We start from the raw sequence: 23,027 nt of genomic DNA on the forward strand, positions 1-23,027 counted from the left end.
GGTACCCGGCGCCCATGGGCCGTTCGGAGCAGCTCGGAGACGACAACGCCCGGCCCGGCGAGTCATGATCCGGCTTTCAAGGACCGTCGTCGTGACCGGGGCGAGCGTCGGCGTGGGTCTGGCCGCGGTCCTGACCTTCGCCGCCCGCAGCGACCGGGCCGCTCTCTTGGACCGGGGCATTGCCGGACTGGCCGCGGCGGCGGACGAGGCGCGGCACGCGGGCGGCGAGGCGCTCATCGTCACCGTCGACGTGGCCGACCCCAAGGCCATTGATCGGGCTGCCCAACAGGTGGCCGACGCGTTCGGCCGGATCGATGGTGCAGTTGCCCGCCGTCAACACACCCCAAGCCGACTGGATGTTGATCCGAGTGCCGGGGCGGGCCCGCCCGCTGCCGCGATCTATGAACCGGAACTGGCCGCCCGTGCCATAGTCCACGCCGCTGCACACCCGCGGTGGCGTGAGTGCTGGGTCGGCGGGTCCAAGGTGGCCACAGTGGTGGCCAACGCGCTGGTTCCCGGTCGGCTCGGCCGGTACCTCGCCCGCACCGGATACGACTCCCAGATCGAGGAAGGCGAGCATGCCGGGACCGGCTACCTCTGGCGCCCCGCCGAAGGCCCTCGGGGACGGGACTTCGGCGCGCACGGGAGCTTCGACGCGAAGTCCCGGCCGGGCAGCGCGCTGGAATGGGTGTCCCGCAACCGTGGGCGGGCCGGTAAGGCCGCCGTCATCGTCTGCGGGGCAGCCGTCTTCGCACGCAAGGTGATCCGCAGCGCGGGAGATTCTCACCTCGGGCCGTCCCGGGGTGTTTGGCCGCTCCGGGCAGGGGGACGCGGTAAGCCCGTATGAGCGACCGCCTCGGAGGCGGAACGTGGCGCAACCTCGCATCGTGATCGTCGGTGCCGGCTTCGCCGGGTATCAGACGGCCCGCACACTGTCCCGGCTGGCCGGGCGCAAGGCGGAGATCATCCTCCTCAACCCGACCGACCACTTTTTCTGTATCTGCCCCTGCTGCCTCAGGTCGCCGCAGGAGTCCTGGAACCACCCCGTGTCACCGTCTCGCTGACCGGCACCCTGCCTCACGTGAGGCAGGTGCTGGGAGAGGCCGACGGCATCGACCTCAAGGGACAGACGGTGCACTACAGCGATCCCGTGGGCGGCGAGGGCTCACCCACGTCCGACCGGCTCGTGCTGGCCGCGGGAAGCATCAACAAACTGCTGCCCATTCCCGGCGTCGCCGAGCACGCACACGGCTTCCGAGGACTGCCCGAGGCGCTGTACCTGCGCGACCACGTGACCCGCCAGGTCGAGCCCGCTACTGCCGACGACCCCAAGAGCTGCGCCTCGCGCTGCACATTCGTGGTGGTCGGTGCCGGCTGCACCGGTACGGAGGCCGCGGCCCACGGGCAGCTGTTCACCGACGCGCTGGTGCGCAAGCAGCCGCTACGGGAGGGCCTGCGGCCCCGGTGGCTGCTGCTCGACATCGCCGAGCGCGTCCTCGGAGCTGGACGAGCGGCTGTCGCGCACGGCCGACCGCGTGCTGCGTCGGCGAGGCGTGGACGTGTGCACCGAGACCGCCGTCAAAGAGGCGACCTCGAACGGAGTGCTGCTCAACGACGGCGAGTTCGTCGAGAGCCGGACCTTGGTCTGGTGTGTCGGTGTACGGTCCGATCCGCTCGCCGAGGCACTCGGACTGCCCATGGAGCGCGGCCGGCTGCTCGTCGACCCCCTCCAAGTCCCCAACCACTCCAAGGTGTTCGCGTGCGGAGACGCTGCCGCTGTACCTGACCTTGACAGGCCCGGCCAATACACGCCGATGATCGCGCAGCACGCCTGGCGGCACGGGAAGATCGCGGGCCGCAACGTGGCGGCCTCACTCGGAATCGGGGAGCGCCGCACCTACCGTCATCGTGGCCACGGCTTCACCGTCGACCTCGGCGGCGCGAAGGCAGCGGCAAATCCTCTGGGCGTACCGCTGTCCGGCCCGTGCTTGACGCCTTCACCGACGGCCGTCCGGTCCCGCGGCTGGTGCGTCTCGTTGTCCGGACGATGCCCGGCTCGGCGAGTCCCGCGGAACAACTGCACGCAGCCGGCATCGCTGCCGGGACGATCGCGGCGGCGGCACGGCTGCTCGTCGAGACGGCCGTTGTGCGCTGACCGGAGGAAACCGGCATGACCAGCACCGAGACGGTCCGCGTGGGCCGCCGCACCCTCGACATCCACCGACCGGGCAAGGTGCTGTTCCCCGCGAGCGGCAGCGGCAAGGAGTACACGAAGAGTGACCTTGTTGAGTACTACCGAGCCGTCGCCCGCCAGATGCTGCCGCACCTGCGGTGCCGCCCCTGATGCTGGAACGCCACCCGGACGGCATCGACGGACCCCAGTCCATGCAGAAGGACACCCCTGACCACTACCCGGACTGGATCGAACGGGGCGAGGTGCCCAAAGAAGGGGGCACGGTCGTCCACACCGTGTGCGAGGACACCGCGACCCTCGTCTACCTCGCCGACCAGGCCTGCATCACGCCGCGCCGTTGGCTGTCCCGGACCGACCGACCGAACCGATCGGATGGACGAGCCCGACCGTCTGGTCTTCGACCTCGACCCTCCCGATGGGGATGACTTCACGTGCGTGCGCCAAGCCGCGAGACGCATGGGGGAGTTGCTCGACGAGCTGAAACTCCCGGCGGGACTGATGACCACTGGTTCTCGGGGCCTGCACGCAGCAAGCCCGGTCGTTCACGACCGGGCAGTTGACTCCCTTCGTGGACTCCAAGGCGCCCCAGGGCGCCGAGCGTCTCGGATTGCCGCCGCGGACCTCAGAGCTGGTCCGCATTGCCGAGGATGCGTCGACGAGCGCGGCAATGGCCTCGGCACTGGTGCGGGCAGCCCTGGACAAGGACGTCGTGGCGGACTGCCTGGACCACGCCGCCTGAGGGTGCCCGGAAAGCGATGCCCCATCCCATGCTCTCCAGAACCGACGAGAAACCCTTTCCAGGGGTTCTCGGACGCGTTCGGCAGAAGCCCCGTTCACCTGGGCATTTCCCTGGCCGGACAGCGAACCCAGGCACGGCGGAGGCTCCGAAGAGCCACGATGAGTCTTCTCCCCGCGCGCGAGCCAGGCGGCCTGGTGTGAGACTGCACAGGTACGCATCCGCCGTGGACCGGACCAGGTTCCGGAGGAGGGGTGATGAGGTGTCGGTTCCTGAGATCCCTGACGTTGCCCTGGGCGAGTTCCTCGCGGATCCCGGCACCTCGACGCTCGACCTGACCACCGCTGTCGCGCGTTGTTCCAAGGCCCTGGGACTTGAGCATTCCGTGGTGTACCTGGCCGATCTGCAGCAACGACAGCTGACACCGCTCAACGACGTGTTACCGGCGCTTCCCATTGACGACTCGCTCGCCGGCTGGACCTACCGCACCCAGTCCCTGCGCGTCGAGGAGTCCGACTTCGGAGGGATGACAGCCTGGTTGCCGCTCGTGGACGGGGCGGAACGCCTGGGGGTCCTCGCTGTACGGTCGCCCGCTCTCGATCCGCTGTCCCTGCGCCGAGGCAGGACACTCGCGGCTCTGCTCGCCATGATGGTCACGTCAAAGAAGGCGTACAAGGACACCTACGTCCGTCAAACCCGTACGGAACCCATGCGACTGGCCGCCGAGATGCTGCGCGCCTACCTTCCGCCCCGCACGATCGGGTCGACACGCGCCGTGTCGACAGCCGTCCTGGAACCGGCGTACGAAATCGGCGGAGACGCGTTCGACCACGCGCTGACCGACTCGATCCTCCACACCGCGATCCTGGATGCCATGGGGCACGATCTGGCCTCCGGCCTGACCTCAGTGGTCGCGCTGGCCGCCTGCCGTCACGCGCGTCGCGACGGAGCAGACCTCCCGGACCTCGTGGAGTCCGTCGACACGGCCCTGTCCGAGTGGCTGCCGAACCGCTTCTGCACCTCCATCCTCGCCCAACTGGACCTACGCACCGGCAAGTTGCGCTGGATCAACTGCGGACACCCGGCGCCGCTCCTCATCCGCGACCAACGCCTGGTCGCCGGAGCGATGGACCGCGAGGCCGACCCGCCCATGGGGATGCCGGCCGCCTTCACTGTGGAGCCACGACGAGTGCACGAAATTTCCCTCGAGCCGGGGGACCGCGTACTGATGTTCACCGACGGCGTCACGGATGCCCGTACGGGGGACGGCGGCGAACTTGGACTCGAACGGTTCGCCGACTACGTCGTGCGGGCCGCCGCGACAGGCGAGCTGGCGCCGGAGACACTTCGGCGCCTCATCCACGCGATCCTGGATGCCCAGGAGAACCGCCTCCGGGATGACGCGACGATCCTCATGCTCGAGTGGCGGAACCCGGCGCCGGCGCCAGAGGCGTACGGCACCTGACGTACGAATTCCCGCCGGTTGCCCCAACGGTAGCCGGGCCCGGGTCTCGGGAGTTCCGGCCCGCCTCGCGCGCTCGCCTTGGTGCGGTGACCGGATACCTTCGCCCCGACAGTGCCTAGGGGCGAAGGCTCGCGGCTCTCCCGCGGGGAGCATGGAGGGCCGGGCCACGGTCACCCGGAGCGCGCGATCGTGCGTCACTGAAACCCGTCCAGGCCTTCCGCGCCGGTATGCGGACCGGTTGTGTTTCGCTTCAGGCTGCCTGGGCGTCCTCGGCCTGCTCTACGTGGAAACCCGTCACTCACCGAAGTCCGGTCCGGCCGAGGTGACAGGCGTGAATCACTGTGGTCCTCCGCCCACGCGACGGTGGACGCCCCGCGGCGTTCCCGGGAGTGGCCTACGAGACGGCGATCGATGGGCCGACTCGTAGGCCCATCGATCGCCGTCTCCGAGTCGCGTTCCGCCAGCCGGCCCCCTTCCGTACCAGTGCCAGAGACGGCCGGTCGCGGGCGTGCTTGGCCTGCCAGCCGAAGAGGCCCCTGGACCCGAGCCGGCCGTGGTCTGCCCCGGTCGCCGACCCGGCCGCAGACTTCGACGAGCCGCCCTCCGGTCACGGCGATGTCCGCCGTGTTCCCGTTGGAGTGGAGCAGCGAGGCACTGTGCACCCAGCGCTCCGCCTGGTCAGGCGGCATGCCCTGCTGTGAGAAGCGCTAACAGAAGTCGTTGAGGGAAGCGACGGCATAGCCGGCACCGTGGGCCGGCGCATGCCTTTGAGGGGGTTGCCATCCACGTCTGACCTTTCGGTGTTCCCCGGCCCTCAGTGGGTGAGCGGTGGTCTTCTTCCTGTCCGGTCCCGGTGGGTCAGGACGCGTTGTGCGCGGGTGAGGCCGGAGGGCCGGTGCCGACGCAGGGCCGCGCGGGCGGCATTGGCTCCGGGTGCTCCATGGACCCCTCCGCCGGGGTGGGCGGAAGCTGAAGCGAGGTAGAGACTGCGTATGGGTGTCTCGGGGCGTCCCGTTCCGGGGACGGGGCGGAAGACGAACTGCTGGTGCATTGCCGCGGTGCCGCCGTTGATGGCGCCGTCGTGCAGATTGCTGTCGAGCGACTGGAGCGTGGGCGGGGCCAGGATGCGGCGGGCACGGATGAGGGAGCGGAAGCCGGGCGCGAATCGCTCGACCTGACGTTCGATCCGGTCGGCCATGACCTCCTGCTCCTTGGTGCTCCAAGTACCCGTCAGGCCCTCGTCGCCCGCGTCGGACTTGATTTCGTGTGGGACGTGTGTGTACGCCCAAGCGGCCTCGGTGCCTTGAGGTGAACGCGAGGGGTCCGCCGTCGTCATCTGGCCGAACAGGGCAAAGGGCCGGTCGGGTACATAGCCCATGGTGATCTGGGCTGCGAAGCGGGTGAGTTCGTCCATGCCGTCGGCCACGTGCACGGTTCCGGCTTGAGCCGCTGCTTCGGCCTGCCAGGGCACGGGCCCGTCGCATGCCCAGTCCACCTTGAAAGTGGGCAAGTCCCACTGAAATCGCTTCAGGTCGGCTATCAGCTGGGAGGGAAGGTGCTCCGCTGCGACGAGTTCGCCGTACAGGGCGGGCGCGGACACGTCTGCCAGGACGGCGCGACGTGCGGCCACTGTCTCTCCGTCGGCGGTGTGCACACCGGCGGCTCGCCCGTCACGCACGATGATGCGGCGGACCCGCTGCCCGCAGCGGAGAACGCCGCCACGCTTGCGCAGCCGGCGGACGAGAGCCGCCGTCAGGGCCCCGGCGCCACCGACCGGCACGGGGAAGCCGTAAGTCTGTCCGAGCATGGACATCAGCCAGCCGAAACCTCCGCTGCCCGCTGCTTCCGGCGGGAGGTCGGCATGCAGCGCGTTCCCGGCCAGCAGTAGTTTGCCGCCTTCGCCCCGAAACTCTTCGTCCCCCATGCGGCGCACCGGCAGGATCAGGGTGCGGGCCATCCGTAAGCCGCCGGCCGCCTTCAGCCTGACGCCGAGACGGGCCGTGGCGCGTAGTGGAGGGAAGGGGGTGAACAGAGCGCCCAGAATGTCGGGGCCAAGCCGTTCCCACATCTCGTGCAGACGTCGCCAGGCGTCCCCGTCGCCCGGGTGAAAGGCGTCGAGAGAGTCGGCGGTGGCGTCGATCCCGCGGGCCAGCACCGCACACCTGCCGTCACTGAGCGGGTGGGCCAGCACACGTGGCGCGTGGCTCCAGCGCAGACCGTGGTCCTCGAGTCCAAGACGCGCCAGCACCGGTGACGCGGCCGCGAGGGGGTAGAAGGAGCTGAAGAGGTCACTGACGAAATCGGCTTCGACCTCCCTGTTGTGGCGCACTGCGCCACCGGGTCTGGGCTGCTCCTCGAGTACCTCCACGCTCCATCCCTCGTCGGCCAGCAGATTGGCCGCCACCAGCCCGTTGGGGCCGGCTCCGATCACCACCGCGTCAGGCATGGCCGCCGCCAGTGCTGTGAGCTGCCGCCCTACGCCCCTTGTGGAGGCCTTCCAGCTGTTCGGCCTGGGGTTGCGCCTCGCAGACCCGAGCGAGGCGGGCCAGCATCGCGCGATGCCGTAGTTGGATCAGCGCCTCCACCGCTACGTTGTGGAGCAGCCCGCCCACTCCCTGCAGCGGGTGCTCATCCGCGATGACCAGGCAGTATTTTCCCCAGGGGCGGAGCTCGATGGCGATCCGCGCCGTCCCCAGCGCGCCTGCTCGTGCCTCCAACCCGAGAACGGAGCCCTCCTCGCACTGCCGGACAACCGTCTCATTGGTGAGCCGCAGAGGGCCCACGCGAACTTCGTAGCTGATCGCCGAGTCCACCTGTGGCCACTGCCCCCGCACCGGCTCGGAGGCCGACGTTCCCACTACCCACTCCGCGTATCGGCTGCCGTCCGCGAGGACGGACCAAACAGTCTGCGGAGTCACCTTGATCAGACGATGCCGTACCGCCACGCCGCACCTCCAGCGAGTTCGGCCCCCAGCTCACAACCAAGTGCCCAGATCAATGCGGGCGAACCGGAAAATAGCCAAGCATTCATAGCAGATCGTCCACCGCTTTGTGTCGGCAGCCGGTGTTGCCGCCCGGGGTCGGATCGAGTGCAGGGTCGCTGCGTGAGGGACAAGTGGCTGCGGCGAAGCTGGGAATCGGCGCAAGCACCAACAGACGCGAGACCCTCAGGCCGAACGCGCCCTGAGCTGTGGCGTCACACCCCGGACTCGGTATGGGCTGAGTCACTGTCACGCGAGCGCGCAACCCCAGCCGTGTAGCCACCGACTGCGGCTTCCGATTGCCCGCTGTGCAGCGTGGGTAGCTGGCTCGGTCCAGATCGCGCCGCAGCGCGGTGGTGCTCCGATGGGGGAGCGCAGAGTAGCCGTAGAAGCTGATGATGCCGCCGCACGAGTGGGGCTCGGTGTCACGGCACAGCGGCGTCACTCTCATGGACCCGTGCACAATCCGATCCTCGCGTCGGGACCGAACCGAGCCGTGCGCGTGAAGCCGATGAGGGCTTCCGCCCGGCACGGCTAGGCCTCGCGGGTGTCGGCGCCCAGGCCTGGTGCCGTGATGGATCACGTCCGGGGGACGCGTACGAGCGCCCGCCGACCCCCGCCATGTACTCGCCAGAAGTACGCCCCATAAGTAGCGGTCTCATCGGCCATTTGAGGGGCAATCGGATGACACGACGCCGCCTGCGCCGTGGCTCGTTCGCCCGTCGATTACAGGGGCGTACGAAGAACAGGTGGGCCGGCCCGGTTCGGCGAAGGCCGGGCCGGTACCTCCTCGGTCGGAGACCGGCGCGAACCACGTCACGGCCGCACGAGAAACCATGCTGTGGAACCGAGCCAGTGGCCTTCCGCGCTGAGGTGGAGGTGCCGCGGTGAAGCTGGCGCGGGTTAAGCCATCTCATGCCTGTGGGGCAGAAGATGACAGTGCCGACGGTGCCATGGAAGACGAGGCAGTGCTCGGCTACACGTGCGCGTCACACTGACGTGCCCTCATGGTCGACCGGCAAGCTCCTTCAATGGAGTTCATTGCGAGCAGGCTGCGGCTGTCCCATGCGTCCCTCGGGCAGGACTTTCGGTACAGGCGCCCGGCGGCCGTCACTCCATGCCTTCGGCGCCTGGCCCCCTTCTACGAAAGGAGATCCCCATGACCGAAGTCCTCGGTCACGGCACGGACCCGGTCAGTGCCCTGATGCACCTCATCAGCGCGGACAACCAGCGATGGCTGAAGGACCAGCCACTGTCGAAGCAGAAGGAGATCGCCGGGCGGTATTTCGACAGCACAGGTGTAGATGTGGCCGACGTCATGGGCGGCCTGGCGGACCAGCCGAGCTCGCAGCAGAAGGCCGACCAGCTCATCGAACAAGAGAGGAACGCCAAGCAGGACTAGGGGCGTTTTCCACACCTTCGGGCGAGATGAAGACTCCCACGAACTTCCAATGCGGCCAGACCAGGCCACGTCATCGCTTCAGCTTGATGCACCGCTCCACAGAGTTGCCTGGTAGGCAGTTGTCGAAAGCAGGCATCCTGCCACCGACCGGCCACAGTTCATGCGCCTCGCGAACTTGTCGGTGTGTGTGGACCTGGCCGGGAGAGACGTCTGATGCGTGGTCGTCCGGTCCCCGGCAGGGGCGCCTTCGGTCGAGGGCCCTGCCGGGGATGGTGGGCACGGGTGACCGTGGAGTCGACGGCGTCGACGCAGTCGAGGCCGCCTCGGCGTCGGCCTGCACGAGCAGGGCGGTGAACGTCTTCTCCCAGGTGCCGTCAGCCGGCCACTTGCGCAGTCTGGTTGTGAACGCTATTCCGATCCGAACGTCTTGGGGCAGGTGGGCCGGCCCAATGCGATGCGGTGCGGACAATCGCCCGTGGCCTACCGATGCCCGCGGCGAACCTGTCGCCTCGTATCAGAGACGGCGATCTCGCTCTTCGTCGATGAGCGGAGCGGACGATGGCACGACGACCCGCCTGCGTTTGGCGATGCTGGTGAAAGCCAGCACACCGATGACGCCGACGATCATCATGATCGCGCCGACCACATCGAGGTTGACGCTCCGCATCTGCCAGTCGGTGCCGAACGTGAGAATGGCGCCTGCGCCGATGAGCAGAATGCATCCGCCTAGGCCCATGGGATTCGCCTCCAGTGTCGGATGGTGATGGTGCCGGTCGCCTTCGCGTACCCGCGGCGTTCGCCGCCATGCACGATCCGCGGCCCCGCCGCGACAAGCTGGAAGCCGCGCTGCCCATCACCATCGGCGACAACGTCTGGCTCGGCGGCGGGGTCATCGTGTGTCCCGGGGTGACCATCGGGGATGACTCCGTCATCGGCGCCGGCGCCGTCGTCACCAAGGACATCCCGGCGAACGTCGTCGCCGTGGGCAACCCCGCCCGCCCCGTCCGCACCCTCTGACCGGCGCACCCATGGCCACCGGACGCACGGACCCGCAGCGCCGCGAGCGCATCCTCGCCGCCACCCTCGACCACATCGCCGAAGAGGGGGTCGCCGGGGTCTCCCACCGCAGGATCGCCGTGCGAGCCGACGTGCCGCTCGGCTCGATGACCTACCACTTTGCAGGCATCGACGACCTGTTGCGCGAGGCCTTCAAACGGTTCGCCGACCAGATCGTCGCCGTGTTCGAGCGGCACCTGGCCGACGCCTGCACCCCCGAGCGGGCCCGGGAAGCCGTCACTGACCTCATCCACGCGCTCTCCGAAGGGCCGCGCCGGGATCTCGTCCTCACCCACGAGCTCTACGCACTCGCCGCCCGTCGCGACGAGTACCGCGAACTCACCCACGCCTGGACGGCCCGCAGCCGCGACCTCCTGGAGCGGCACTTCGACGCGGAAACCGCCCGCCAACTGGACGCACTGATCGAGGGGTTGCCCCTGCACCGTTCCCTCGACACCGCCCCGCAGAGCCGCGACCTGACGCGGGCGGCCGTGCGGCGCATGACCTCCGGCCGATCTCCGCCTGGCGTTCGGCGCGCAGCCGGCTCTGAGCCGCCCGTGGGGTGCGGACCTGACCCCGCACCCCACGGGCCCCCGTCCATCGGCCTGCGCACTAGGTGTATTGCCCTGGAGCGTTGTTTGCGCGGCTGATGGGGGGCTTGCCTGCGAGTGCGGTGTGGCATCGGTGGTGGTTGTAGGTGTGGAGGAAGTCTGTCAGGGCTGCGCTTCGTTCGCTGTTGCTGGTGTAAGGGCGGAGGTAGGCCCATTCATCGAGCAGGGTGCGGTTGAAGCGTTCGACCTTGCCGTTGGTCTGTGGTCGGTAGGGGCGGGTGAGCTTGCCCGTGGCGCCGAGTTCGGCCAGGGCCTGACGCCAGGCGAAGCTCTTGCGGTAGGACCAGGCATTGTCGGTCAGCACGCGTTCGATCCTGGTGATGCCGAGGGTGGTGAAGAAGGCGGCTGCCCGGCGTAGGAAGTCGGCGCAGGTGGCGGCCTTTTCGTCGGCGTGGATCTCGCTGTAGGCGAGGCGGGTGTGATCGTCGACGGCGGAGTGCACGTAGTCGAAGCCCATGCTCTTGCGGGTGGTTCGGCCGGCCTGGCGGCCCAGGACCCGGTGGCCGCCGCCGTCCGGGATCCGGCCGAGTTTCTTGACGTCGACGTGGACGAGGTCACCGGGCTGGTCGCGTTCGTACCGGCGGATGACCTGTCCGGTGGGCCGGTCCATGAACGCCAGGCGGTTCAGGCCGTGTCGCACCAGGACACGGTGCACCGTCGAGGCAGGCATGCCGAGGATCGGGCCGATCCTGGCGGGACCGAGCTTGCGGCTGCGGCGCAGTTCGCAGACTTCTTCCTCGCGTGCCGGCGGGGTCCGCAGCGGTGTTGCGTAGGGGCGACTGGAGCGGTCGTAAAGCCCGGCCTCTCCCTCTGCTCGCCAGCGTCGCACCCACTTGTAGGCGGTGGGGCGGGAAATGCCCATTTCCTTTGCGACGTGGGCAATCGGCCGGCCGGCACAGACGCGGTCGACCAGGATCCGCCTGCCATGAAGGGTCAGCCGGGCATTACGGTGGGACATGAAGGCCTCCGTGCGGTGAAGATTCGACACCTCCACCACACACGGAGGCCTTCGCCTTCTTCAAGGCCCGCGCGTGTCAACAACGCTCATGCTCAATACAACTAGGGTCTGATCGCCACCGCCAGGACACGGTGGCGTTCGACGAGGAGGGTGGCCGCGATGACGCAGCAGTTCGGTGACTACCAGCACGAGATCTACTTCAACGCGCTCGGGGGCGTCGTCCCCGAGCTGCCCATGGCCTTCGCGGAGTTGGAGCAGCGGGCCGGCGAGGCGCTCGCGCCGTCCGTGTGGTCGTACGTCGCGGGTGGCGCCGGCGACGAGTTCACCCAGCGCGCGAACGTCACCGCCTTCGAACAGTGGGGGCTGATTCCGCGCATGTTCGTCGGGGCGAGCAAGCGGGACCTGACCGTCGACCTCTTCGGACTCAAGCTCGACAGCCCGCTGTTCATGTGCCCCATCGGCGTGATCGGGCTCTGCGGGCAGGACGGGCACGGGGACCTCGCGACGGCGCGGGCCGCCGCGCGCACGGGAGTTCCGATGGTGGCCTCCACCCTGTCCGCGGACCCCATGGAGGACGTGGCCAAGGAGTTCGGCGAGACCCCCGGCTTCTTCCAGCTCTACACACCGACCGACCGCGACCTCGCCGAGAGCCTCGTCAGCCGCGCCGAGGCGGCAGGCTTCAAGGGGATCGTCGTCACCATGGACACCTGGGTCACCGGCTGGCGGCCCCGCGACCTGACCACCGGCAACTTCCCCCAGCTGCGCGGCCACTGCCTCAGCAACTACACCTCCGACCCGGTCTTTCGCTCCCGGCTTCCGCAGGGCCGCGCCGATGACACGCAGGCCGTCGTCATGCAGTTCGCGAGCGTCTTCGGCAACCCCCTGACGTGGGACGACCTCCCCTGGCTGCGCTCGCTCACCGACCTGCCGCTCATCGTCAAGGGCCTGTGCCACCCCGAGGACGTACGTCGGGCCAAGGACGGCGGCGTCGACGGGATCTACTGCTCCAACCACGGCGGGCGGCAGGCCAACGGAGGCCTCGCCGCCATCGACGCCCTGCCCGAGGTGGTGGAGGCCGCCGACGGTCTGCCCGTGCTGTTCGACTCGGGGGTGCGCTCCGGAGCCGATGTGGTCAAGGCGCTCGCCCTCGGCGCGACGGCGGTCGGCATCGGCCGCCCCTACGCATACGGCCTCGCCCTCGGCGGCGTCGACGGCATCGTCCACGTGCTGCGGTCCCTGCTCGCGGAGACCGACCTGATCATGGCCGTCGACGGCTATCCGACGCTTGCCGACCTCACTCCGCAGGCGCTGCGTCGCGGGCGCTGACCAGCGGCGCGTGGGGCGCGGACCGGTCCAGTTCGACCCCGAACTGGGCCCCCGCGAGCAGCGCCAGGTTCGACACCCACAGCCAGACGAGGAAGACGACGACGCCCGCCAGGGAGCCGTAGAGCTTGCTGTAGGTGCCGAGTTCCGAGGCGTAGAGCGTGAAGCCGGCCGACGCGACGAGCCAGATCAGCGCGGCCAGCAGACCGCCCGGCAGGCCGTGCCGCCACCCTCGGGCGGCGGGCGGCCCCGAGCGGAACAGCACCAGGACGAGCAGCGCCACCAGGCAGAGCAGGGCAGGCCACTTGAGGAGGTTCCAGGCCGCGGCGCCCAAGTCGCCGAGCCCGAGCCAGTGCCCCAGCGACTGGGCGAGGGATCCGCTGAGCACGAGGACGAGCGCGCTGGCCACGAGGAGCGCGAGCAGGGTGCAGGCGGTCAGCAGGATGCGGTGGGCCTTGCGCCACACGGGCCTCGTGTCGCGGACGCCGTGCAGTGTGTGCAGGGCCCGCCGGAACACCGCCGAGTAACTCGACGCCGACCACAGGGCGCTGACGGCGCCCGCGATCGTCACGGTGAGCGCGGCGGACCGCTCGTGTGCCATGTGGCGGAGCGACCCGTGCAGGGCGGCGCCCGACTCGGCGGGCGCCCAGGCCGTCACATGCGCGATCAGGGCGTCGGTCGTCGCCGGGCTGACCAGGCCGATGAGCGAGACGGTCACGAGCATGGCGGGCAGCAGGGCGAGGATCGCGTAGTACGTCAGCGCCGCGGCCCAGTCCGACACGTCGTCGTTCCACATCGACACGGGCGTGCGACGCAGCGCCGCCCACAGCCGGCGCCAGGACATCGACCTGGCGCCCGGCACGTGGCTGTGGCCGTGATCGGCGGAGGCGGTCGTGGCGGGGGAGGGGACGGTTCGGGTGACCTGGGCCGTCGGCCGGGTTCCCAAGGCGTGCTCGTCTCGGTCGGAGGGCGCCCGGCGGCCTCGGCGGGAGCGCCGGTGTGCGCGGGACATGGTCCGCGATCATCTCATCGCAGGCTCGGGCATCCTGCCGGGGGAGTCGTGGATCAGGGGCGTACGGGGACGTTCCGCGCGGTCCAGTCGGCGAGGACGCGTGCGCAGTCGGCGACCGTCTCGCGCCAGGTCCTCGCCGCGCCGTCGCCCGCCTCGTCACTGACGTGCTTGACGATGCGCAGCGGTACACCGGCCTGCCGGGCGGCGGACGCGAGTGCGTAGCCCTCCATGTCGACGAGCGGGGCGTGCGCGGCGAGGCGGGCGCGGGCCGCCTCGTCGGAGATGAAGGAGTCGCCGGTCGCGAGGACGGGCCCGTCGTGGTCGGGCAGGTCGATCGGCGCACCGTAGATCTCGCCCGTCAGGGAGGCGAGCACGGCGTTGTCGAGATCGTGCTGGATCACGGAGCCGATGACGTGGGTGCCTGTCCAGCCGGGGCGCAGCGCGCCCGCCGTGCCCAGGTTCACGATGCCCGAGGGGTGCGGGCCGCGGGCCAGGACGGTGGCGAGCGCGGTCGCCGCGTTGACCTTGCCCATCCCGGTGAGCAGGACGGGGAGATCCGTGTCGAGGAACTGCGCCTCTTCCTTCACGGCCAGCACGAGAAGGGGGCGGCCGACGGTGATCTCACCTATGAGTTCCATGGCGCAACGGTAGCTGCGGGGCGGTCGTCCACCCGCAGCCGGGGCAGGGAACGTCTGGTCAGCGGCCGCGGACCGCCCCGCGCGCCACGGGGGTCAGCAGCATCCCGATGGTGAGTCCGACGGCGAGATAGACGCCGGCCGTGCCCACCTTCGTCACGAGGGCCACCGACGTGGTGAACGGCAGCAGCACCATGACGAGCGTCGCCAGCGTGACGATCCAGGAGAAAAACCGCCCCGGCTGCGGTGTGCCGAGGCACAGGAGATGCAGGAGCAGCGTCGCCACGAGGCCCGCGACGGCGGCGCCGCCCGCGAGCAGTCCGGTGGACGCGTCACCCATCGCGCCGTCGCCCTCCGGCGCGAACACGGCGACGCCGAGGACACCGCGGACGAGGAGCACACCGGCCACGGCGGTCAGCGCGGCGACGAGCGCGGTCATCAGGCCGCCGGACCAGATCTTGCCGGCGTCGACGCGCGGTTGCGGGGGCGGAGGCGGCGCGCTGTCGACGTACGGCCCGTACGCCGGGTAGGTGGGGTGCGCCGGGTCGGGCCCGTACAGCTGATGCGGATCCTGCCCGTAGCCGGGGTCCTGGCCATAGGGCGTATGTGGTGTCTCCATGAGGAACTTCCCCCTCCGTCCGGACGCTTGGTTCAAGCCAACACAGGGGCGAGTGCATGGCGCGAGCGGGCGTGGGCCGAATGGACGGGCCGGAGGAACCCGTGGGGTCAGGGCTTTGCTCCGGCGCGGGGCGTGAGGGCGAGCAGCCGCAGGTACATCGCCGTCAGATCGGCGACCGCCCCGTCCCGGTAGCCCGGGTCGGCGGCCACGGCCCGTGCGAAGCCCGCGACCATGCCGGCCGCGGCGGTGGCCACGGACTCCGGCGAACCGGCCGGCTCGGCGAGGCCCAGGCGCACCAGACGGGCGATGTAGCGCGCGGTGCGCCCGCGGGGGCGGTCGTTGATCTCGTCGCGGAGCACGCGCATCGCCGGATCCGTGAGCGACTGGTGTTCGAGCACGGTCAGGAACGCGAGGTTGTCCACGTAGGCGTCCAGGAACGCCGCGTTGGTCCGCTCGGCGAGCAGATACGGGTCCTCGGCCTCGGGGTCCGCCGCTTCCTGGGCCGCCAGGAAGCGGTCCCGCAGATCGGCGGCGAGCACGGCGAAGACGTCCTGCTTGGAGGCGAAGTAGACGTAGAACGTGGCGCGGCCGACGTCGGCCTCCGCCGTGATGTCGGCGATCGTCGTGCGCGCGTAGCCCCGCTGCTCGAAGACCGTGCGGGCCGCCGTGAGCAGCCGGGCGCGGGTGGCGCTGTCTTGGCGGTCCCGCTTGTCGCGCACGGTCCAGGAGTTTCTCGCGATCGGCATTGCCCCAGCTTATTGACGTTGACGACGGCGTCAACGCAGACTGGGCGCGCCATTGACGTTGACACCAGCGTCAATGCACTGGCGCGTCGGTACGTCCGGCACGCCCCGAAGCCGTGCCACGTACAGCCCGAAGCACTCACTACAGCCCGAAGCCGTCACGTACAGAAGGCCCGCGTTCCGGCCCGTGGAGGAGACGTCCGATGACAGGTGTGCTGATCGCCAACCGGGGCGAGATCGCCGTCCGGATCCACCGCGCGGCGTCGGCGCTCGGCCTGCGGACCGTGGCGGTGCACTCCGCGGACGACCGCTCGGCGGCCCATGTGCGGCTCGCCGACGAGGCCCACCTGCTCAAGGGCGAAGGCGTGGCCGCCTATCTCGACGCGCGTCAGATCGTGGAGATCGCCGGGCGCGCGGGATGCGACCTGGTCCACCCCGGCTACGGGTTCCTCAGTGAGAACGCCGACTTCGCGAAGGCGTGTGCCGAGGCGGGGCTGACCTTCGTGGGTCCCACCCCCGAACTCCTCGCTCTCTTCGGCGACAAGGCGAGTTCACGGGTGCTCGCTGTGCAGCACGGCGTCCCCGTCCTCGCGGCCACCCGCGCCCCGACCTCACTCGCGCAGGCCACAGATTTCCACGCCGGTGTGCGCGACGGCGTCATGGTGAAGGCGGTCGCCGGGGGAGGCGGCCGCGGCATGCGCGCGGTGCACGACGCGTCGGACCTCGCCTGGGCGTACGAGCGCTGCCGCTCCGAGGCCGAGCGCGCCTTCGGCAACGGCGATGTGTACGTCGAGCAACTCCTGCCCCGCGCCAAGCACATCGAGATCCAAGTCGTCGGGGACGGCACCGGACAGGTGACCCATCTGTGGGACCGGGAGTGCTCGGTCCAGCGCCGCAACCAGAAGCTGATCGAGGTCGCGCCCAGCCCGTGGCTCCCCGCGCGCACGCGTGACCTGCTGATCGAGGCCTCGGTCACGATGGCTTCGGCGACCCGGTATCTCGGCCTCGGGACCTTCGAGTTCCTCGTCGACGCGGACGACCCGGACGCCTACTACTTCATCGAGACCAATCCGCGCCTCCAGGTCGAGCACACCATCACCGAGGAACTCACCGGCGTAGACCTGGTGGCCACCCAACTGCGCCTCGCCCAGGGCAGGTCGCTGGCCGAACTCGGCCTCCTCCAGGAAGACGTTCCGCGGCCGCGCGGTTTCGCGATCCAGACGCGCGTCAACCTCGAGGAGCTGTCCGCGGACGGCACGGCCCGCGCCTCGCAGGGCACGCTGACCGCCTTCGAGGCACCCGGCGGCCCCGGCGTGCGCGTGGACACCCACGGCTGCGCGGGCCTGGAGATCAAGGGCTCGTACGACTCCCTCGTCGCCAAGGTGATCACTCGTACGGTCCGCGGCGACTTCGCCGACGCGGCGGGGCGGGCGGCCGGGGCGCTCGCCGAGTTCACGCTCTCCGGGGTCCCCTCGAACATCCCGCTGCTGCGTGCCGTTCTGCGCCACGAGGCCTTCCGGGACGGCACGGTGACGACCGCCTTCGTCAACGAACACCTCGACAAGCTCGTACCGGGCGCCACCCTCTCTCAGGAGAGCCACGGCTCGGTCCTCACCGCCCTCTCCGCGGGCAGTGTCGTCGACGTCTGTGTGGAGCCGGGCGCCGAGGTGGCGGCCGGTGCGCCACTCGTCGTCCTCGAGGCGATGAAGATGGAACACGTCCTGACCGCGCCCCGCGGCGGAATCGTGCGCGAGGTCCGCGCGAGCGTCGGGGACGTCGTCCCGGCCGGTGCCGAACTCGTCGTCTTCGCACCTTCAAAGGGCGAGGACAACGTCGACGAGGAGGCGGCCGACGTCGATCTCGACGTGATCAGGACGGACCTCGCCGAGGTCGTCGCGCGCCACCGCATCGGCCTCGACGAGGCCAGGCCCCAGGCCGTCGAGCGCCGCAGGCGCACCGGCCACCGCACCGCACGCGAGAACCTCGCCGACCTCTGCGACCCGGGCAGCTTCACCGAGTACGGCGCCCTGGCCATCGCCGCGCAGCGCCGCCGCAGGACCCTCGACGACCTGATCGCCAACACACCGGCCGACGGGATCGTCACCGGCGTCGCCCAGGTCAACGGCGCGCAGTTCGGCGACCGGCGGAGCCAGTGCGCCGTCCTCGCGTACGACTACACCGTCCTCGCCGGCACACAGGGGGTGCTCAACCACAAGAAGACCGACCGCATGCTCGAACTCGCCGAGCGGCAGCGGATCCCGGTCGTGCTCTTCGCCGAGGGCGGCGGCGGGCGTCCCGGCGACACCGACATGATGGCCGTCGCCGGACTCGACGTCCCCACCTTCGCCACCCTGGCCAGGCTCAGCGGGCAGGTGCCGACGGTCGGCATCGTCGCCGGGCGCTGCTTCGCGGGCAACGCCGCGCTCCTCGGCTGCTGCGACGTCGTCATCGCGACCCCCGACGCCACGGTCGGCATGAGCGGCCCCGCGATGATCGAGGCGGGCGGCCTCGGGCAGTTCCTGCCCGAGGAGGTCGGACCGATGCCGGTCCAGGTACCGAACGGCGTCGTCGACGTCCTGGTCGACGACGAGGCCGAGGCCGTGGCGGTCGCCAAGCAGTATCTCTCCTATTTCCAGGGCGACTTGAGCGACTGGGACTGTGCGGACCAGCGCCTCCTGCGGCACGTCGTCCCCGAGAACCGGCTGCGCGCGTACGACGTGCGTGAGGCGGTCACCCTCCTCGCCGACACCGGCTCGGTCCTGGAACTGCGCCGCGCGTTCGGCGTCGGCGTCGTCACCGCGCTCGTACGGGTCGAGGGGCGGCCGATGGGCCTGGTCGCCAACAACCCTCAGCACCTCGGCGGCGCCATCGACAGCGACGCCGCCGACAAGATGGCACGCTTCCTGCAACTCTGCGACGCCCACGGCCTGCCCGTGATCACCCTGTGCGACACCCCGGGGTTCATGGTCGGCCCGGACGCCGAGAAGACCGCGACCGTACGGCACTTCAGCCGGCTCTTCGTCGCGGGAGCCCACCTCGGCGTCCCGGTCTTCTCCGCCGTGCTGCGCAAGGGCTACGGTCTCGGCGCGATGGCGATGACCGGCGGCGGCTTCCGCGCCCCCACGGCGATGGTCTCCTGGCCCACCGGCGAGATCGGCCCGATGGGCCTGGAAGGCGCCGTCCGGCTCGGATACCGCCGCGAACTCGAAGCCATCGCCGACCCGCGGGAGCGACAGGCCACGTACGAGGCCCTGCTCGCGGAGCAGTACGAGCAGGGCAAGGCGCTCAACGCGGGCACGACCTTCGAGGTCGACGACGTGATCGACCCGGCCGACACCCGCCGCTGGATCACCACGACGTTCGCCCAGCACCCCACGCATCCGTATCCGCACCGGCGTCCGCCCGAGGGGCACACCCGCGGTCGATTCGTCGACACGTGGTGACGCCGGTGCGGTGAAGGTCCAGCCAGGTCAGGTCGGGACAACGAACCGAGGAGCCGCATGAAGATCGAGGAGTACCTGGAGGATCTGCGGGCCCGTCAGGCCCGCATCCGCCCGCACGGCACACCGTCCGACGTCGTGTACCCGCTCGGCGAGATCTCCGTGCCGGATCACGTGGCGCACTGGGCGCGCCTGCGCCCCGACCGGGCCGCGGTCGTCTTCGAGGGCCGCACCGTCACCTACCGCGAACTCGACGAGCTGAGCCGCCGGGTGGCGGGACGGCTCGCCTCCGAGGGTGTCGGCGCGGGCGACCGGGTCGCCGTCCACCTGCCCAACTGCCCCCAGTTCCTGGTCGCCTTCCTCGCCGTGCTGCGCCTGGGTGCGGTGCACGTGCCGGTCAACCCGATGTTCCAGGGCGCCGAACTCGCCTACGAACTGGAGGACTGCGGCGCCGAGACCGTCATCACCCTGGACACCTCGCTCCCGCTGCTCGCCTCCGTACGCCAACAGACGGCCGTAGGACGGGTGTTCATCACCTCGCTCACCGAGATGGCCGACGCCGCGACCGCCCCGGACGTCGTGGCGACCGAGGGGCTCGCGGTCCACATGTGGGCGCAGGCCGTCGCCCACCAGCCGGTCGACGGCGCCCCCGCCGACCTCGACGCCCTGGCCGCCCTGAACTACACCGGCGGTACGTCCGGGCTTCCCAAGGGCTGCATGCACACCCAGCGGCACATGATCTACACCATCGCCACCAGCGCAGGGGCCACCCGCCAGACGGCCGACGGCGAGGTGGTGGTCCTGTGCTACATCCCGGTCTTCTGGATCGCGGGCGAGGACCTGGGAATCCTCAACCCCCTGATGCTGGGCGGGACCTCGGTCCTCATGCCCCGCTGGGACCCGGCGCGCGTCCTGCGGGCGATCGACGCGCACAAGGTCACCACAATGGTCGGCACCGTGGAGAACTACCTCGAACTTCTCGACCGGCCCGACTTCGCCTCGTACGACCTGAGTTCCCTCGTCGACCCGCTCTGCACCTCGTTCATCCGCAAGCTCGACATCGGCGTCCGGCGGCGCTGGGAGGCGGCCGCGGGAGCGCACTCGGTCCTGCGCGAGGCCGCGTACGGCATGACCGAGACGCACACCATCGACGTGACGCCCTACGGGTTCCAGGGCGGGGACGAGGATCTGCACGCCGAACCCGTCTTCTGCGGACTGCCCATGCCCGGCACGGACATCGCCGTGATGTCGCCCCTGACCGGTGAACCGCTGCCGCTCGGCGAGGCCGGCGAGATCGTCGTCCGCAGCCCCTCGGTGACGACCGGCTACTGGAACAAGCCGGACGCCACGGAACGCCAACTGCGCGACGGCTGGCTGCACACGGGCGACAACGGGCGGATCAACGAGGACGGTTGCCTGCACTACCTCGGCCGCGACAAGGACCTCATCAAGGTGAAGGGCATGAGCGTCTTCCCCGCGGAGGTCGAGATGCTGCTGTGCCGCCACCCCGACGTACACACGGCGGCCGTGGTCCCCGCCGCCGACCCGACGAAGGGCCAGATCCCGGTGGCATTCGTGACACTCCGTCAAAAGGGTGCAGTGGAAGCCTCGGTGCTACGGGACTGGGCCCGCGAGAGCATGGCGCCGTACAAGGTTCCCCTCGTGGAGATAGTCGAGGAGATGCCGATGACGACGACCATGAAGATCCGGAAGGTGGATCTGACGGCCCGCGCGCAGCAGCTCGCCGACGGCCGCTGAAGGCCGTGCTGACGCGCGCCTCAGGTCCTCGGCATGAGCGTGTGCAGCAGGTCGACGCACTGCCGGAGATCCGGCTCGGGCGATGCGTGGTCGCCGGCCGCGCCCAGTGACCACTGCTCCAGGGCGGTGCGGGTCACGGCGAGCGCGATGCCGGTGAGCAGGCGGGGCCGGGGGTCGGCGGGAGGGGCGGCCATCCGCTCGGCCACCGCCTCCCTCACCTGTTCCTCGAAGGCGTCGAACCGCGCGTGCAGCGCCGCCCGCAGCTCCGGGTGCCGGTCGGCGATCCGGAAGGTGGCCTGGACGAGTTCACGGTCGGGCACGATGTCGTCCGTGATGTGCGCGGACAGTACGTCGAGCAGCTCGGTGAGCGTGGCCCGCGGAGCCGGGTCGCCGTGCGTGAGGCGCAGGCGGAGCGCGTCCGGCAGCGGCGGCGGGCTGATGGTGAGCGCGGATTCCTTGCTCGGGAAGTAGTTGAAGAACGTGCGCGGGGAGATCCCGGCGGCGGCACTGATCATGTCGACCGTCACCCCGGCCAGGCCGTGCCCCTCGACGAGCCGTACCGCGGCCGCGTGTATCGCGTGCTCGGTCTCGCGGCGGCGCCTCGCGCGAAGACCCTCGCCTGCAGCGGACGACGTACGGGCCGGACTGGGCATGGCGACAGTCTCGCAGGTCGCACAACGCGCCCGTACAGGGCCCGGCAGGCCGTGAATGGCCCGGGTCGGAACCGGGTCACCAGCGGGTGAGGACCGGGTCAGAAGTAGCCCCTCCCGCCGTCGAGAAGCTCACGGATCGCGTCGAGGTGACCGGCGTGCCGGGCCGTCTCCTCGATCATGTGCAGGAGGATCCACCGCAGATTCGCGGCCCCCGCGCGGAAGTCGGGGTGCCGGCCCGCCTGGTCGAGGGAGTGCGCTGCGGTGATCTCGTTCGACCGGGCGTACTGGCGCGCGTACTCGCCGAGGAGCTGGTCGAGGGGGACGTCGTCGACCAGCATGTCGGCGTCCTCCGGCCCGTCGTCGAACTGGGGGCCCTCGGCCGCGCCGCCCATCAGCATGACCTCGAACCAGCAGTGCTCGACCCACCGCAGGTGCGACACGACCCCTGCCAGGGTCATGGCGGGGGACGCGGGGAGTACGGACCGATGGGCGTCCTTCTCGGACACGCCCTCGCACTTCCACTCGACGATGGCGCGCTGCATGTCCAGCCAGGCGACCAACTGCGTTCGCTCGTCTGCGTCGTAGGCAGGGCGTATACGAGGAAGAGTCATGGGCGGGGACGCTACTGGTCCCGGCGCACCCGGAGCACGGGAATTTCCCGTGGCTGGATTCGGGCCGCCTCATGCCGCGGGGCGCGTCGCACGTTCCTTGGCGGCCGGGACCGAGGCGGGACGAGGCTCGGGGTGCTGCTCGGGGTGGGGCCCGGGATGGACCTGGGGCCGCGGTTCGGGACGGACCTGCGGGCGAGGTGTGACCGGCGTCGTGAGGGCCGGAGGAGCGGCCGCGGGCTCGGCGGCGGGTATGAAGGCCGGCCCGGGCAGGCGTATCCGTCGCGGGGTGGCTATGACGTGGCAGTGCGGGGCGCCGAGGCGCTCGCCGAGCCGGCGCGCGTCCCTCGGCAGGTCGCGCCGCCAGGCCATGGCGACGACGGGCGCAAGGAGCGTCAGGGCGCCCGCGAGGCGGCACTGCACCGTGAGGCGCAGCAGGGTGCCGCGGCGGCGCGGGGAGAGCGTGAACGAGTACATCGGCGTCTGGGCGCCGAGCGGGTTCCACATCCGGTCGCCACGGAAGACGAGGTGCTCGCCCGGGACGTACGCCACGCACTGGAGCAGCTGGTCCCGGTGGCGCCCCGGAAAGCGGTACACATGAGCCACGCCCGGACCTGCGGGCTCTGCGCTCTCGGCGACGGTGTCGACCCCCGAGAACCAGAGTTCGAGATTCCGTGCGTCGGAAAGGAAGTCGTACACCTCGGTGACGGATCGGCTGATGTGGACGTCCACGGAAATCTCTGGCATCACGCACCTCCCCGGCGCCCGTCCGGTCGTCGGCGCGGTTGCCGACGGGTACGCACCCCACGGGCTCTACATTCCAAACGTGCGTG

General features: G+C 70.3%; 18 protein-coding genes and 5 pseudogenes. 12 read left to right on the plus strand and 11 right to left on the minus strand.

All coding sequences use genetic code 11. The features are described 5' to 3' along the window. Positions 1–91: 91 nt before the first annotated feature. From OG698_RS41175 to OG698_RS41200, 6 genes and pseudogenes are all read left to right on the plus strand, one after another. The gene (locus OG698_RS41175) at positions 92–847 is read left to right on the plus strand and encodes an SDR family NAD(P)-dependent oxidoreductase (protein ID WP_406109276.1); all 756 of its coding nucleotides are present in this window, start codon (positions 92–94) and stop codon (positions 845–847) included. Between the two features lie 22 nt (positions 848–869). After that, positions 870–1,982 (plus strand): annotated as a pseudogene (locus OG698_RS41180) (NAD(P)/FAD-dependent oxidoreductase); the annotation flags it as partial. A 2-nt stretch (positions 1,983–1,984) separates the two neighbouring features. Next, a pseudogene (locus OG698_RS41185) lies at positions 1,985–2,155 on the plus strand (hypothetical protein); the annotation flags it as partial. A 15-nt stretch (positions 2,156–2,170) separates the two neighbouring features. Further along, positions 2,171–2,764: pseudogene (locus tag OG698_RS41190) on the plus strand (ATP-dependent DNA ligase); the annotation flags it as partial. Continuing rightward, positions 2,751–2,933 (plus strand): hypothetical protein, encoded by a 183-nt coding sequence (locus OG698_RS41195; RefSeq protein WP_406111774.1) that lies wholly within the window; start codon positions 2,751–2,753, stop codon positions 2,931–2,933. The pseudogene OG698_RS41190 and the gene OG698_RS41195, both read left to right, overlap by 14 nt. Before the next feature lie 259 nt (positions 2,934–3,192). Further along, complete coding sequence (locus tag OG698_RS41200; protein WP_406109277.1) at positions 3,193–4,395, plus strand: PP2C family protein-serine/threonine phosphatase; 1,203 nt, start codon at positions 3,193–3,195, stop codon at positions 4,393–4,395. Between the two features lie 814 nt (positions 4,396–5,209). Here the strand turns inward: OG698_RS41200 and OG698_RS41205 are convergent. Together OG698_RS41205 and OG698_RS41210 are read right to left on the minus strand one after the other, a co-directional pair. Then, positions 5,210–6,841: a phytoene desaturase family protein gene (locus OG698_RS41205; RefSeq protein WP_406109278.1), complete on the minus strand. Its 1,632-nt coding sequence runs from the start codon at positions 6,839–6,841 to the stop codon at positions 5,210–5,212. Continuing rightward, on the minus strand, positions 6,834–7,340 hold the full coding sequence (locus OG698_RS41210; protein WP_406109280.1) for an SRPBCC family protein: 507 nt from the start codon (positions 7,338–7,340) through the stop codon (positions 6,834–6,836). Before OG698_RS41210 ends, OG698_RS41205 begins: the two co-directional genes overlap by 8 nt. 1,195 nt (positions 7,341–8,535) lie before the next feature. On the opposite strand from OG698_RS41210, the gene OG698_RS41215 reads away from it, so the two are divergent. Continuing rightward, positions 8,536–8,778 carry a hypothetical protein gene (locus OG698_RS41215; RefSeq protein WP_406109281.1) on the plus strand — a complete coding sequence of 81 codons (243 nt, stop codon included), beginning with the start codon at positions 8,536–8,538 and terminating at the stop codon, positions 8,776–8,778. Between the two features lie 514 nt (positions 8,779–9,292). Here the strand turns inward: OG698_RS41215 and OG698_RS41220 are convergent. After that, on the minus strand, positions 9,293–9,514 hold the full coding sequence (locus OG698_RS41220) for a hypothetical protein (protein ID WP_362910845.1): 222 nt from the start codon (positions 9,512–9,514) through the stop codon (positions 9,293–9,295). 74 nt (positions 9,515–9,588) lie between these two features. Here OG698_RS41220 and OG698_RS41225 point away from each other — a divergent pair. Together OG698_RS41225 and OG698_RS41230 are read left to right on the plus strand one after the other, a co-directional pair. Then, positions 9,589–9,795, plus strand: a pseudogene (locus OG698_RS41225) (DapH/DapD/GlmU-related protein); the annotation flags it as partial. A gap of 11 nt (positions 9,796–9,806) precedes the next feature. Then, a pseudogene (locus OG698_RS41230) lies at positions 9,807–10,346 on the plus strand (TetR/AcrR family transcriptional regulator); the annotation flags it as partial. Between the two features lie 100 nt (positions 10,347–10,446). Here OG698_RS41230 and OG698_RS41235 read toward each other — a convergent pair. Then, positions 10,447–11,403, minus strand: a complete 957-nt coding sequence (locus OG698_RS41235) for an IS481 family transposase (RefSeq protein WP_406111570.1) — start codon at positions 11,401–11,403, stop codon at positions 10,447–10,449. Between the two features lie 159 nt (positions 11,404–11,562). On the opposite strand from OG698_RS41235, the gene OG698_RS41240 reads away from it, so the two are divergent. After that, positions 11,563–12,729 carry an alpha-hydroxy-acid oxidizing protein gene (locus OG698_RS41240; RefSeq protein ID WP_406109283.1) on the plus strand — a complete coding sequence of 389 codons (1,167 nt, stop codon included), beginning with the start codon at positions 11,563–11,565 and terminating at the stop codon, positions 12,727–12,729. Here OG698_RS41240 and OG698_RS41245 read toward each other — a convergent pair. From OG698_RS41245 to OG698_RS41260, 4 genes are all read right to left on the minus strand, one after another. Beyond that, positions 12,698–13,738 carry a YihY/virulence factor BrkB family protein gene (locus tag OG698_RS41245; RefSeq protein ID WP_406109285.1) on the minus strand — a complete coding sequence of 347 codons (1,041 nt, stop codon included), beginning with the start codon at positions 13,736–13,738 and terminating at the stop codon, positions 12,698–12,700. The two genes, OG698_RS41240 and OG698_RS41245, sit on opposite strands and share 32 nt — an antisense overlap. Before the next feature lie 53 nt (positions 13,739–13,791). Beyond that, entirely contained in the window at positions 13,792–14,376 is a 585-nt protein-coding gene (locus OG698_RS41250) for a nucleosidase (RefSeq protein WP_406109286.1), read from the minus strand. A 58-nt stretch (positions 14,377–14,434) separates the two neighbouring features. Beyond that, positions 14,435–14,992, minus strand: a complete 558-nt coding sequence (locus OG698_RS41255) for a DUF6069 family protein (protein ID WP_406109288.1) — start codon at positions 14,990–14,992, stop codon at positions 14,435–14,437. Between the two features lie 107 nt (positions 14,993–15,099). After that, positions 15,100–15,738, minus strand: coding sequence for a TetR/AcrR family transcriptional regulator (locus OG698_RS41260; RefSeq protein WP_406109289.1), 639 nt, complete (start codon positions 15,736–15,738; stop codon positions 15,100–15,102). Between the two features lie 200 nt (positions 15,739–15,938). Between OG698_RS41260 and OG698_RS41265 the strand changes: the two genes are divergently transcribed. Together OG698_RS41265 and OG698_RS41270 are read left to right on the plus strand one after the other, a co-directional pair. Next, entirely contained in the window at positions 15,939–19,178 is a 3,240-nt protein-coding gene (locus tag OG698_RS41265; protein ID WP_406109291.1) for a carboxyl transferase domain-containing protein, read from the plus strand. A 57-nt stretch (positions 19,179–19,235) separates the two neighbouring features. After that, on the plus strand, positions 19,236–20,933 hold the full coding sequence (locus tag OG698_RS41270; RefSeq protein WP_406109293.1) for an AMP-binding protein: 1,698 nt from the start codon (positions 19,236–19,238) through the stop codon (positions 20,931–20,933). A gap of 20 nt (positions 20,934–20,953) precedes the next feature. Here the strand turns inward: OG698_RS41270 and OG698_RS41275 are convergent, their stop codons facing one another. From OG698_RS41275 to OG698_RS41285, 3 genes are all read right to left on the minus strand, one after another. Continuing rightward, on the minus strand, positions 20,954–21,586 hold the full coding sequence (locus tag OG698_RS41275) for a TetR family transcriptional regulator (protein WP_406109295.1): 633 nt from the start codon (positions 21,584–21,586) through the stop codon (positions 20,954–20,956). A gap of 98 nt (positions 21,587–21,684) precedes the next feature. After that, entirely contained in the window at positions 21,685–22,197 is a 513-nt protein-coding gene (locus tag OG698_RS41280; RefSeq protein WP_100597356.1) for a DinB family protein, read from the minus strand. A gap of 69 nt (positions 22,198–22,266) precedes the next feature. After that, complete coding sequence (locus tag OG698_RS41285) at positions 22,267–22,941, minus strand: SRPBCC family protein (RefSeq protein WP_406109297.1); 675 nt, start codon at positions 22,939–22,941, stop codon at positions 22,267–22,269. Positions 22,942–23,027: the final 86 nt, after the last annotated feature.

This window comes from Streptomyces sp. NBC_01003, from assembly GCF_045162695.1.
In the GTDB taxonomy this organism is placed as follows: domain Bacteria; phylum Actinomycetota; class Actinomycetes; order Streptomycetales; family Streptomycetaceae; genus Streptomyces.